This window comes from Campylobacter showae (genome assembly GCF_963515975.1).
Lineage (GTDB): Bacteria > Campylobacterota > Campylobacteria > Campylobacterales > Campylobacteraceae > Campylobacter_A > Campylobacter_A showae_F.
Genome location: NZ_CAUPZM010000004.1, coordinates 1 through 11212 on the forward strand (window position 1 = coordinate 1; position 11212 = coordinate 11212).

Here is an 11212-nt window from a genome sequence, read left to right on the forward strand (position 1 = left end):
ATAAATGGTGCGCTCGAAGGAATTCGAATCCCTGACCTTTTGAACCGCAATCAAATGCTCTATCCAGCTGAGCTACGAGCGCACTTTAAAAGAAATGTGAAGTATAGCCAAAGATTTCTTAAATCTTTCATAAATTTTGATATATTTGTAAAAATTTCATTTTTTACCCACCCTACTACATCAAAATTAAAATTTATGTATTAAATTTGCCATATTTAATCGTCTATAAAAAATCTTTATGTTATCTTATACGGCAAATTTAATTAAAAACAAGTGTGCCTGGTAAAGCAGTCGCAATCACTAGAATATAGAAACAAATTAAGGAAAAAGCCAAAAAATTAATAGTAAAACAGCAAAGATAGTAAAAAAACAAATTTAAGACGACATAACAAAGATCGAGCTCTAAAAAAGCAGATTTCAAGCGTCAGCAAGCAAAAAAGAGTAAAATTTGAAAAACGATAAAGAAAGGAAAGCCAAGTGATACATAAAATTTTGATCGCAAACCGCGGAGAGATCGCCGTTCGCGTGATCCGTGCCTGCAAAGATCTACACATCAAAAACGTCGCCATCTACACCAAGCCAGATCAAGACTGCCTGCACGTCAAAATAGCCGACGAGGCCTACCAGATCGGCATCGATCCGATCAAGGGTTACCTAGACGCCAAGCGCATAGTCGAGGTTGCAAAAGCCTGCGGCGCAGACGCGATACACCCAGGATATGGATTTTTGAGCGAAAATTACGAATTTGCCAAAGAGGTCGAGGATGCGGGGCTGGTTTTCATAGGACCCACAGCCGATGTCATCCGAAAAATGGGCAATAAAAACATCGCTCGCTATCTAATGAATAAAAACGGCATCCCTATCGTGCCGGGCACCGAAAAGCTAAACAACGAAACGATAGAAAATATCAAACTCTACGCCGAGCGCATCGGCTATCCGGTTATCCTAAAAGCTAGCGGCGGCGGCGGCGGCCGCGGCATCCGCGTCGTGTGGAAAGAAGAGGAGCTAGAATCTAGCTTTGAAAGTTGCAAGCGCGAGGCTAAGGCATTTTTTAACAACGACGAAGTTTTCATGGAAAAATACGTCGTAAATCCGCGCCACATCGAGTTTCAAATTTTAGGCGACAACTACGGCAACATCATCCACCTAGCCGAGCGCGACTGCTCGATCCAGCGCCGCCACCAAAAGATCCTCGAGATAGCGCCGAGTCCGACGATGAGCGAAAGTTTGCGAAAAAGCATGGGCGTGACCGCAGTCGCAGCGGCAAAGGCCGTAAACTACACCAACGCCGGCACGATCGAGTTTTTGCTCGATGATTACAACAACTTTTATTTTATGGAGATGAACACCCGTATCCAGGTCGAGCACGGCGTGACCGAGGAGATCACGGGCGTGGATCTCATCGTGCGCCAGATCCGTATCGCGGCGGGCGAAATCCTAGACATGGAGCAAAGCGACGTCATTACGCAGGGTTTTGCAATCGAGGCTCGTATCACCGCCGAGGACGCATGGCAAAATTTCATCCCGAGCCCCGGCGAGATCAGCGGCTACTACCCTGCTCTAGGCCCTTCCGTTCGCGTGGATAGCCACCTGTATAAAGACTATCAGATACCGCCGTTTTACGATAGCTTGCTAGCTAAACTCATCGTGCGTGCGCCTAGCTACGATCTAGCCGTAAATAAACTAAAACGCGCGCTGGATGAGTTTACGATCGAAGGTAGCGTCAAAACCACGATCCCGTTTTTGCTCAGCATCAGCAAGGAACGCGACTTTAGGCGAGGATTTTTCGACACATCCTACGTCGAAAACAAGATGCCTACATTGCTAGAAAAGATGAAAACCAAAGACAACGAGGACAACGAAGAGGTGATCGCCGCCATCGCCGCCGCGATACAAAGAGTAAAAGACGCCAGGAAATTTAAAGAGGAGCACGCGGATGAATGATTTTTTCGATAGCTTAAAGGATATAAAAAAAGAGCTTCAAAAGGAGCAAAATGCAAATTTGAGCTCAAATTCAGCCGCCAAAAACGCCGCGAAGCAAAATTTAAAGCCTGAGCCAAAAACTTTTAGCAAAGAAGAAGCCATCGCACACAAAGAGCAAAATTTGCAGGGTGAGTTTCTAGCCTACGTCAAGGACGCGGATATCAAAAAGTGCTAGTAGTGCCGTTTTCCACCCTGCCTAGCCCCTGCCCCTACCTCAAGGACAGGGACTCGCGCATGGAGTATCGCTACATAGACGGCTGCGACTTTGCCGTAAACGACGCTCTAGCTAGGCGCGGTTTTAGGCGCTTTGGCAAATATTTCTCCAAGCCAAACTGCGCGGGTTGCCGCGAGTGCGTAAATATCAGGGTCGATGCGCTAAATTTTAAATTTAGCAAATCCGCCCGCCGCACTATACGCAAAAACGAAAACACCAAAATCATCCTCACAAAGCCGCTCATAGACGACGCGCACGTGGCGCTATACAAAAAATACCATAAATTTATGCAGCAAAAGCGCGAGTGGAAGTACTACGAGCTGGACTTTCGCCGCTACTACGAGCTCTACGTCGCGGGACACGCGGAGTTTGGCAAGGAGATTGCGTATTTTGCAGACGGCCGGCTCATCGGCGTCGATCTCGTGGATATCCTTAGCGACGGTATCTCGGCGGTTTATTGCTATTACGACCCTGATTTTGCAGACCTTAGCATCGGCAGATACTCGCTCTATCAGCAAATTTTACTAGCTAGGCAGCTAAATTTGCGCTGGATATACCTAGGCTACTACGTCAAAGACTGCCCTAGCCTGGCCTACAAGTCCGACTACAAGCCCTACGAGCGTCTGCGCGAATACGTCCCGCTAGAGCAGACGCCCGTATGGGAAAAAGCGGAATAAAAAATGCTTTTAAATGCGTTTTATAAAGGTAAAATTTGATAAAAGTAAGTCAAAATCTAGAATCTCTAAGCATAGAAACATCGGATGCGGATCTGTTTTTCGAGCTGCAAGCGCTCATAAAGCGAAACTTCGCTAAGACGCTGGGGCAAAAAGGCAAAGTGATGTCGTTTTACGACGAAAACGAGAAGGTTCAGCGCAAATATTTCGTCAAATTTCTAAAAAAACTCTGCCAAAGATACGAGCTAAAAAACGTAAATTTAAACTTCGCCGAGTATAAAACCATCAAACTCCACTACATCCAACCAAACTCGCTCAAAACCATGGTTTTCGTCGATGTCGCTTTCGTGCGCGGCGGCGCGATATTTAGCTTCGATCGCTCAAATGAAGCCTTCATCTCGCACATCATCAGAGGCTTTGAATCAAAGCAAATTTTATCCGCCGAGGGTCAAATAGCCCTAAATATCGCAAACCTAGACGAATGCGCGCGCCTAGAGGAGCTGTTTAACAAAAGCGAATATATGAAATTTTCGATCATCTTTAACTATAACGAAGAGGAATTTGAAAAATTTAAAAAACGCATCAAAATCTGCGCCAAGAAAAACGAAGCTAAATTTGCCGCGCTGGCTAGCCTTTTCGAGGATCATTTTACGGTGCTTGGATGCGATAAAAACGATAGCTTCGAGGAGGTGCGAAACCGCTATCTGGAGCTTGTTAAAGCCTATCACCCCGACTTTCACGCCGCGCTTAGCCCCGAGCTTTTGGACGAGTGCAAAGCGCAGTTTCAGCGTATCCAAAACGCCTATGAGAGCTTGAAGCCGTATTTTAAGGAGCTTGAGGCGGGAACAGAGTAAATTTGCTTTTTTAAATTTGAGCAAATTTGACGCTAAATCAAATTTGCGTTTTGGCCACTATCGCCTTTTTTAGAGTATTTTTTACGACATCGCTAAATTTATACATTATTATTGCAAATTTTATAACCGCAAAAACCGAAACAACCGAATTTAAAATCTCAAGCGGTATCCAAAACCTATTCAAATTTGCGTCGTGCAGGGCAAATTTGCCCTGCCCAAAGCGACAAATTTACTTTCCCGATTGCAGCAGATAGGTTTTTTTACGCTCGCTGGAGCTGCCTATATTTAGCGCGAGGCGGTATTTGGTTATCGTGCGGCGGACGACCTCGACGTTAAATTCCTTCTTTATAAACTCCAAAATTTTCAGATCGCTAAGCGGCTTGGCGGGATTTTCGTTTCGGACGAGATTTGCCACGAAGTCCTTGATGGCCTTGTTTGAGACGTCCTCATCTATCGCGGCGGAAAAAAAGCTCTTTATAGGCACGAGCCCGCGCGAGCATTCGAGGTATTTGTTTGAGATGCCGCGCGAGATGGTTGAGGGGTTTCGTCCCAGATCCTCGGCGATATCCTTTAGACGCATAGGCTTGATGTCGCCGCCGAAAAAGTAATCATACTGATACTCCACTAGCATGAGGGCAATCTTGCGCAGCGTGGCTTTTCGCATATCAAGCGCGTCTATGAGGTCTTTTGCCTCTTTTACGCGCGAGGCGACGAAGCTCTCTTTTTCGTCCAGCCCCTCGACGTCGATGACGATCTCGGGATAAAAGTCGTCGTTAATGCGCACCTCGATACCGCCCGAGCTCGTGTCTATGACGATGTCGGGGATGATCGCCGCAGCCTCGCTCATATACTCGATCGCGGGCGGATTTTTTAGCCTCTTGATGACGGCGAGAGCTTCGTTGTAGAGCGGGATTTTGCGCATTTGGGAGAGGTTTTCGAAATTTAACGCAAGCTTTTTAGCGCTTTCAAAGAGCTTCTCGTCCAAATTTAGCTCCTCAAGCTGAAACAAAAAGCACTCTTTGTAGTCCTTTGCGCCGATGCCGGCGGGCTCTAGGTAGGCAAACCGCTTTCGCACCGACTCAATCTCCGCCTCGCTAAATTCGTCAAAGACTTCAGGCTCGTAGTAGCCCTCCTCGTTTATGCACTCGATGATTTTCATTGCGATTTTTTGGGATTTTTCGGTCGGAAAAAGGGGCTTATCTATCTGCTCGATTAGCTTGTCGTAAAGCCCGGTTTTAGCCACGCTAAAGCTTTCGATATTGTCTGTTACGCTGTTTTTTGATATTTCTTTGAAGAAATTTTTATCTTTTTTAGATGGCGCGGCGCTCGGTAGCTCGCTTAAATTTCGTTGTTGCACGCTAGCAAACGGATTATCCGCTAAAAACGGCTCAAGCGTCTCCTTTAGCTCCTCGACGCTGCTGCTAAGTATCGGCAGCCACGATCTTAACGTGTGCGAGAGCTTATTTTTTGGAGCTTGAGTTTGCTTTAGCATTATTCTACAAATTTAAACTCTTCGCCCAGATAGTGGGTGCGCACGAGTTTGTTATTCGCGACTTCGTTTGCGCTGCCGCTAGCCAGCAGGCTACCGTCCTTGATCACGTAGGCGCGGTCGCAAATAGCTAGCGTCTCGCGGACGTTGTGGTCGGTGATGAGCACGCCGATGCCAAGCTTTTTTAGATCGCGAACGATGCTTTGTATGTCGCTAACGGCGATCGGATCGACGCCGGCAAAAGGCTCGTCCAGTAGCAAAAATTTAGGCGTGATGATGAGGCTTCTAGCGATCTCGCAGCGTCTGCGCTCGCCGCCGCTTAGGCTCACGCCCTTTCGCAGGCGTATGGGCTCGATATTTAGCAAATTTAGCATCTCGTTTACTTTTTTCTCGCGGACGGCTTCGTCTTTATATAAGATCTCGGCGCCGAGAAGTAAATTTTCTTCGACGGAGAGATCTTTAAATATACTTGATTCTTGCGGCAGATAGCCGATACCCATATGCGCGCGCTTGTGTAGCGGCACCTTCGTCACGTCCGCGCCGTCTAAAAACACGCTGCCGTTAGATGGCGAGATAAGTCCGCAGATCATATAAAACGTCGTCGTTTTGCCCGCACCGTTTGGGCCCAGCAGCCCTACTACCTCGCCGCTTTTGACCTCTAGCGAGATGCCTTTTATGATGTTTGTTTTTTTGATCGTTTTTTGTAAATCTTTAACTTCTAATTTATGCACCGTAAACCTCGTATTTTCGCCCTTTTTGGCTAGGCGAGATAACTACCTTGACGCATTTTTCGCCCAAATTTTCTAGCGCCTTTTCCAGTCGCTCGTCGCCCCACTCTACTAGATGAAGCCCCTCTTCTAGCAAATTTTCAAAAAGTCCGTTTTGTAAAATTGCGTCAAGCCCGTTTTGATAGATATCGTAGTGATAAATTTTATCTCCGTAGCTTTGCATGACCGAAAACGTCGGCGAAGTAACCTCCGCATCGATGCCGCGAGCCTTTACGATGGCTTTAACAAGCGTCGTTTTACCGCTGGCTAAATTTCCCTGCAATATGACGACGCCGCTTTGTGGTAAAATTTTTACCACCTCGTCAAGCTCGCCAAGTCCCAAATTTAGCTCTATCATAGCTCTTTTACGTATAGCGCTTGGGCTGATTTTGGGATGCTTTTGGTCTCCGGGATCGCTAGCACCTCGTAGCGCGCCCCTCTCGTTAAAAATTTGATCGTTATCACGTCGCCGATCTTGACCTCTTTAGCCGGTTTGGCGACGACGCCATTTACGCTCACGACGCCGCTTTTACACATGTCTTCGCTGACCGCGCGCCTTTTTGTGATATTTACGGTATTTAAAAACTTATCTACTCTCATGGCGGCGATTTTAGCCAAATTTGGCTTAAATTTTTAATTCCTCGCCGCTACATATTAAATTTAATGTAAATTTGACGTTTAGAGCACGCGATTTTAGCGGAAATATTTATTCCAAATTAATCAAATTTGGCTAAAATACGCGTCATCTCAATATAAAGGATAGAGAATGAAAAAAGATGTGAAAAAAGTCGTTCTCGCCTATTCGGGCGGACTTGATACGAGCATTATTTTAAAATGGCTGCAAGACGAGTATAAATGCGAAGTGGTAACCTTTACCGCCGATATCGGTCAGGGCGAGGAGCTAGAACCCGCACGCCAAAAAGCGCTAGAGCTTGGCATAAAACCCGAAAATATATTTATAGAGGATTTAAAAGAAGAATTTGCGCGAGATTTCGTATTTCCGATGTTTAGAGCAAACGCCGTTTACGAGGGCGAGTATCTGCTAGGCACCTCGATAGCTCGCCCGCTAATAGCTAAAAAACAAGCCCAAATCGCCGTCAAAGTAGGCGCCGACGGCGTGAGCCACGGAGCTACAGGCAAAGGCAACGACCAAGTGCGCTTTGAGCTAGGCTACTACGCGCTGGGAGATAACCTAACCATCATCGCTCCTTGGCGCGAGTGGGATCTAAACAGCCGCGAAAAGCTACTAAAATACGCCGAAAAAAACGGCATCAAAATAGAAAAGAAACCGGGCAAAAGCCCCTATTCTATGGACGCAAATTTGCTCCATATCAGCTACGAGGGCTTAGTGCTTGAAAACCCTGCTCACGCTCCCGAAGCTGATATGTGGCGCTGGACGGTAAGTCCAAAAGACGCTCCGAACGAAAGCGAAATAATAGAAATCGGCTACGAAAAAGGCGATCCCGTTAGCATAAACGGCAAAAAAATGAGCCCTGCGGCGCTGCTAGCCGAGCTAAACTGCTTAGGCGCAAAACACGGTATCGGTAGACTCGACCTAGTAGAAAACCGCTCGGTCGGCATGAAAAGCCGCGGATGCTACGAAACTCCGGGCGGCACGATAATGCTAAAAGCTCACCGCGCGATCGAGAGCATCACGCTAGACCGCGGCGCGGCACACCTAAAAGACGAGCTGATGCCTCGCTACGCAGAGCTCATCTATAACGGCTACTGGTGGTCGCCTGAGCGTATCATGCTGCAAGCGCTCATCGACAAGAGCCAAGAAAACGTAAACGGCACGGTCAAAGTCGAGCTCTACAAAGGCAACGTAATCGTACTAGGACGCGACAGCAAGACGGACAATCTCTTTAGCGAAGCGTTTTGCACGTTTGAAGAAGATAGCGTGTTTGATCAAAAAGATGCGAACGGATTTATCAAGCTAAACGCGCTAAGATTTATCATCGGACGCAAAAACGGACGCAAATTTAACTAAATAAAAGGATAAAAATGAAAGTACTACTAATAAAAGACGTAAAATCGCTCGGAAAAGCCGGCGAAATCAAAGAGGTAAAAGAAGGCTACGGAAATAACTTTCTAATCGGCAAAGGCTTTGCTAAAGCCGCGACTCCAGATGTTTTGCGCCAGTACGAAGCCGAGCAAAAACGCAAGGCCGAAGAGCTAAAATACGAGATCGCAAACATAGAAAAACTAAAATCCGAAATCGAAAAAATCACGCTCAAGGTTAAAAAGCCGCTCGGAGCAAACGGCGCGCTATTTGGCGCGGTAACGAAGGATGAAATTTCAGAAGCGCTAGAAAAAAATCATCATCTAGTCGTAGATAAAAAGGCGTTTGATTTTGCGCACACTATAAAAGCGACCGGCATATACGAAGTGGACGTCAAGCTCGGCCACGCCGTGCGAGCTACGCTAAAACTAGACGTCGAGGGCGAATAAGTGTTTCACGCGACTACCATTTTAGCCTACAAAGGCAAGAACAAATCAGTCATCGGCGGCGACGGGCAAGTAAGCTTTGGCAACACGGTGCTAAAAGGCAACGCGGTAAAAATACGCAAAATCCACGGCGGCAAGGTCCTAGCGGGCTTTGCCGGCAGCACCGCCGATGCGTTTAATCTCTTTGATATGTTTGAAAATAACCTAGATCACGCCAAAGGCGACCTGCTAAAAGCGGTGATCGAATTTAGCAAAGAGTGGCGCAAGGATAAATATCTGCGTAAGCTAGAAGCTATGATGCTGGTGCTTGATAGAGAGAAAATTTTTCTTTTGAGCGGAACGGGCGACGTCGTAGAGCCGGAGGACGGCAAGATAGCCGCTATCGGAAGCGGCGGCAACTATGCCCTATCCGCAGCCAGAGCTCTGGATAAATTTGCTCAGGTCGACGAAGAGGAGCTCGTAAAAGAGAGCCTAAAGATCGCGGGCGAAATTTGCATTTACACGAACACGAATATAAAAACCTACGTTTTAGAATAGAGAAAAGATGAATTTAACCCCAAAAGAGATAGTGGAATTTTTAGACGATTACGTCATCGGGCAAAAGGACGCCAAAAAGATCATCGCCATCGCGCTGCGAAACCGTTACCGCAGGATGAAACTAGATAAAACAATGCAAGACGATATCATGCCAAAAAACATCCTAATGATAGGCTCGACGGGCGTGGGTAAAACCGAGATCGCAAGGCGTCTATCAAAGATGATGGGCTTGCCGTTTATCAAAGTAGAAGCTAGCAAATACACCGAAGTGGGCTTCGTCGGACGCGACGTAGAAAGCATGGTGCGCGATCTGGCGGCTGCGTCGGTAAATTTGGTTAAAGCCGAACAGCGCGAAAAAAATCGCGAAAAAATCGACGAATACGTAAAAGATAAGATAATAAAAAAACTCCTGCCGCCTCTACCGGCGGGTGCGAGCGAAGAGAAAAAAGCAGACTACGAAAAAAGCTACGAAAAGATGATGAGCAGGCTCGAAAACGGCGATCTAGATGATCTAAGCATCGAGATAGAGGTCGTGCAAAACAGCTTTGACACGGGTGCGAACGTGCCGCCCGATATGGCGCAAATGCAAGAGAGCTTCGTCAAAATCATCGGCCTAAGCAACAAAACCGTCAAAAAAGAGATGAAGGTAAAAGACGCCAAAGAGGCGCTCAAAAACGAAGCTAGCGATAAAATTTTAGACATGGAGAGCATCAAAACAGAAGCCGTGCGAAGGGCCGAAAACGAGGGCATAATCTTTATCGACGAGATCGATAAAGTCGCGGTGAGCTCCGGAAACTCGGGCAGGCAAGATCCGAGCAAAGAAGGCGTGCAGCGCGACTTGCTACCTATCGTGGAGGGCTCGACCGTGACGACCAAATTTGGCGCCATAAAGACCGACCACATACTTTTTATCGCTGCGGGAGCCTTTCACATCAGCAAGCCAAGCGATCTAATCCCGGAGCTTCAGGGGCGTTTCCCGCTGCGAGTTGAGCTTGATAGCCTAGATGAAAACGCGCTGTATCAAATTTTAACTCAGCCTAAAAATTCTCTACTCAAGCAATATGAAGCGCTTTTAAAAACCGAAAACGTGGAACTTAAATTTAACGATGAAGCCATCAGAGCTATCGCTAAAATAGCTCAAAACGCCAACGAAAAAATGGAAGATATCGGTGCTAGACGCCTTCACACCGTAATCGAGCGCGTGATCGAGGATATCAGCTTTGAGGCTAACGAGCACGGCGGCGAGACTGTAGAAGTGGATAAAGCCCTCGTAGAAAAGCGCCTCTCGGACGTCGTTGAGGACCAGGATCTAGCGAGATATATCTTATGAAATCGGGCTTTGTTAGCATCATAGGCCGTACAAATGCGGGCAAAAGCTCACTTTTAAATTTTTTGCTTGATGCGAAGATCACCATCGTCTCGCACAAGCAAAACGCCACGAGGCGCAAGATCAGCGGTATCGTGATGAACGGCGAAGATCAGATCGTTTTTACAGATACGCCGGGACTTCACGAGAGCAACAAGACGCTAAACAAACTCATGATAAACGAAGCGATAAAATCGATGGGAGACTGCGATGCAATCGTATTTTTGGCGCCTATTCACGACGACATAGACGATTACGTCAAATTTTTAAATCTAAATCCGCAAAAACCTCATGTCTTGGTGCTTACCAAAGTCGATGAAGTCTCAAACGCCAAAGTGCTTAAAAAAATCGCACAGTATCAAAAATTTCAAGACAAATTTACCGCGCTTTTGCCTTTTAGCGTCAAAAAGCAAACCTACAAAAAGCCGCTTTTGGATGAAATTTGCAAGCTTTTGCCCGAGCACGAGTATTTTTACGATCCGGAATTTTTAACGCCGACAAATGAAAAGGAAATTTTTCGTGAATTTATCCTTGAGGCGCTCTACGACAATCTAAGCGACGAGATCCCCTACTCTACCGACGTGCTCATAGATAAGGTCAAAGAAAAACCGGAAATAACTGAAATTTATGCCACCATAATCACCGAGCGCGAGATACATAAATCTATGATTATCGGAAAAAACGGGCAAACCATCAAAAGAATCGGGATAAATTCAAGAAAGTTAATATCAAATTTTACGGGACAAAAAATCCTCGTAAAGCTCGTTGTAGTCGTTAAAAAAGACTGGCGTAAAGACGAAAAAACTATAAAAAGCTTGAATATTTTATAAATAATTATTAAGTTGCCTAATTTTTGTGCTATAATAACGCCATTGGTTGT

Annotated in this window: 13 protein-coding genes and 1 tRNA gene; 9 read left to right on the forward strand and 5 right to left on the reverse strand. The window is 46.3% G+C overall.

Translation table 11 applies throughout. From position 1 onward, the window contains the following. Positions 1–5 precede the first annotated feature (5 nt). Positions 6–82, reverse strand: a tRNA-Arg gene (locus tag RWM02_RS02030). Between the two features lie 395 nt (positions 83–477). Between RWM02_RS02030 and RWM02_RS02035 the strand changes: the two genes are divergently transcribed. From RWM02_RS02035 to RWM02_RS02050, 4 genes are read left to right on the forward strand one after another with little or no spacing between them, the layout of a single operon-like run. Beyond that, positions 478–1944 carry an acetyl-CoA carboxylase subunit A gene (locus RWM02_RS02035; RefSeq protein ID WP_314068779.1) on the forward strand — a complete coding sequence of 489 codons (1467 nt, stop codon included), beginning with the start codon at positions 478–480 and terminating at the stop codon, positions 1942–1944. Continuing rightward, positions 1937–2158 (forward strand): hypothetical protein, encoded by a 222-nt coding sequence (locus RWM02_RS02040; protein WP_314068780.1) that lies wholly within the window; start codon positions 1937–1939, stop codon positions 2156–2158. The genes RWM02_RS02035 and RWM02_RS02040 overlap by 8 nt, the downstream gene beginning before the upstream one ends. Continuing rightward, positions 2152–2874 (forward strand): arginyltransferase, encoded by a 723-nt coding sequence (locus RWM02_RS02045; protein WP_314068781.1) that lies wholly within the window; start codon positions 2152–2154, stop codon positions 2872–2874. Before RWM02_RS02040 ends, RWM02_RS02045 begins: the two co-directional genes overlap by 7 nt. Before the next feature lie 35 nt (positions 2875–2909). Then, positions 2910–3725: an adenylosuccinate lyase gene (locus RWM02_RS02050; protein ID WP_314068782.1), complete on the forward strand. Its 816-nt coding sequence runs from the start codon at positions 2910–2912 to the stop codon at positions 3723–3725. Between the two features lie 229 nt (positions 3726–3954). On the opposite strand, the gene RWM02_RS02055 is transcribed toward RWM02_RS02050, so the two are convergent. From RWM02_RS02055 to RWM02_RS02070, 4 genes are read right to left on the reverse strand one after another with little or no spacing between them, the layout of a single operon-like run. Further along, entirely contained in the window at positions 3955–5217 is a 1263-nt protein-coding gene (locus RWM02_RS02055; RefSeq protein WP_314068783.1) for an RNA polymerase factor sigma-54, read from the reverse strand. Then, complete coding sequence (gene lptB, locus RWM02_RS02060) at positions 5217–5945, reverse strand: LPS export ABC transporter ATP-binding protein (protein ID WP_297968160.1); 729 nt, start codon at positions 5943–5945, stop codon at positions 5217–5219. Before lptB ends, RWM02_RS02055 begins: the two co-directional genes overlap by 1 nt. Further along, complete coding sequence (gene tsaE / locus RWM02_RS02065; protein WP_314068784.1) at positions 5938–6339, reverse strand: tRNA (adenosine(37)-N6)-threonylcarbamoyltransferase complex ATPase subunit type 1 TsaE; 402 nt, start codon at positions 6337–6339, stop codon at positions 5938–5940. Before tsaE ends, lptB begins: the two co-directional genes overlap by 8 nt. Next, on the reverse strand, positions 6336–6581 hold the full coding sequence (locus tag RWM02_RS02070; RefSeq protein ID WP_314068785.1) for a S4 domain-containing protein: 246 nt from the start codon (positions 6579–6581) through the stop codon (positions 6336–6338). Before RWM02_RS02070 ends, tsaE begins: the two co-directional genes overlap by 4 nt. A gap of 166 nt (positions 6582–6747) precedes the next feature. Between RWM02_RS02070 and RWM02_RS02075 the strand changes: the two genes are divergently transcribed. The 5 genes from RWM02_RS02075 to era are packed head-to-tail and all read left to right on the forward strand — an operon-like array spanning position 6748 to position 11162. Continuing rightward, on the forward strand, positions 6748–7971 hold the full coding sequence (locus RWM02_RS02075; protein ID WP_314068786.1) for an argininosuccinate synthase: 1224 nt from the start codon (positions 6748–6750) through the stop codon (positions 7969–7971). 14 nt (positions 7972–7985) lie between these two features. Further along, entirely contained in the window at positions 7986–8432 is a 447-nt protein-coding gene (gene rplI / locus RWM02_RS02080; protein WP_002945216.1) for a 50S ribosomal protein L9, read from the forward strand. After that, on the forward strand, positions 8433–8966 hold the full coding sequence (gene hslV, locus RWM02_RS02085; RefSeq protein ID WP_314068787.1) for an ATP-dependent protease subunit HslV: 534 nt from the start codon (positions 8433–8435) through the stop codon (positions 8964–8966). A gap of 7 nt (positions 8967–8973) precedes the next feature. Continuing rightward, positions 8974–10296 carry an HslU--HslV peptidase ATPase subunit gene (gene hslU, locus RWM02_RS02090; RefSeq protein ID WP_314068788.1) on the forward strand — a complete coding sequence of 441 codons (1323 nt, stop codon included), beginning with the start codon at positions 8974–8976 and terminating at the stop codon, positions 10294–10296. Next, positions 10293–11162, forward strand: a complete 870-nt coding sequence (gene era, locus RWM02_RS02095; RefSeq protein WP_314068789.1) for a GTPase Era — start codon at positions 10293–10295, stop codon at positions 11160–11162. The genes hslU and era overlap by 4 nt, the downstream gene beginning before the upstream one ends. Positions 11163–11212 lie beyond the last annotated feature (50 nt).

What these genes read in the sequence shown, in the direction of transcription:
- RWM02_RS02055 (WP_314068783.1), bottom strand. Translation starts at nt 5,217, where the DNA reads ATGCTAAAGCAAACTCAAGCTCCAAAAAATAAGCTCTCGCACACGTTA.
- tsaE (WP_314068784.1), bottom strand. Translation starts at nt 6,339, where the DNA reads ATGATAGAGCTAAATTTGGGACTTGGCGAGCTTGACGAGGTGGTAAAA.
- era (WP_314068789.1), top strand. Translation starts at nt 10,293, where the DNA reads ATGAAATCGGGCTTTGTTAGCATCATAGGCCGTACAAATGCGGGCAAA.
- RWM02_RS02070 (WP_314068785.1), bottom strand. Translation starts at nt 6,581, where the DNA reads ATGAGAGTAGATAAGTTTTTAAATACCGTAAATATCACAAAAAGGCGC.
- RWM02_RS02075 (WP_314068786.1), top strand. Translation starts at nt 6,748, where the DNA reads ATGAAAAAAGATGTGAAAAAAGTCGTTCTCGCCTATTCGGGCGGACTT.
- hslU (WP_314068788.1), top strand. Translation starts at nt 8,974, where the DNA reads ATGAATTTAACCCCAAAAGAGATAGTGGAATTTTTAGACGATTACGTC.
- rplI (WP_002945216.1), top strand. Translation starts at nt 7,986, where the DNA reads ATGAAAGTACTACTAATAAAAGACGTAAAATCGCTCGGAAAAGCCGGC.
- RWM02_RS02040 (WP_314068780.1), top strand. Translation starts at nt 1,937, where the DNA reads ATGAATGATTTTTTCGATAGCTTAAAGGATATAAAAAAAGAGCTTCAA.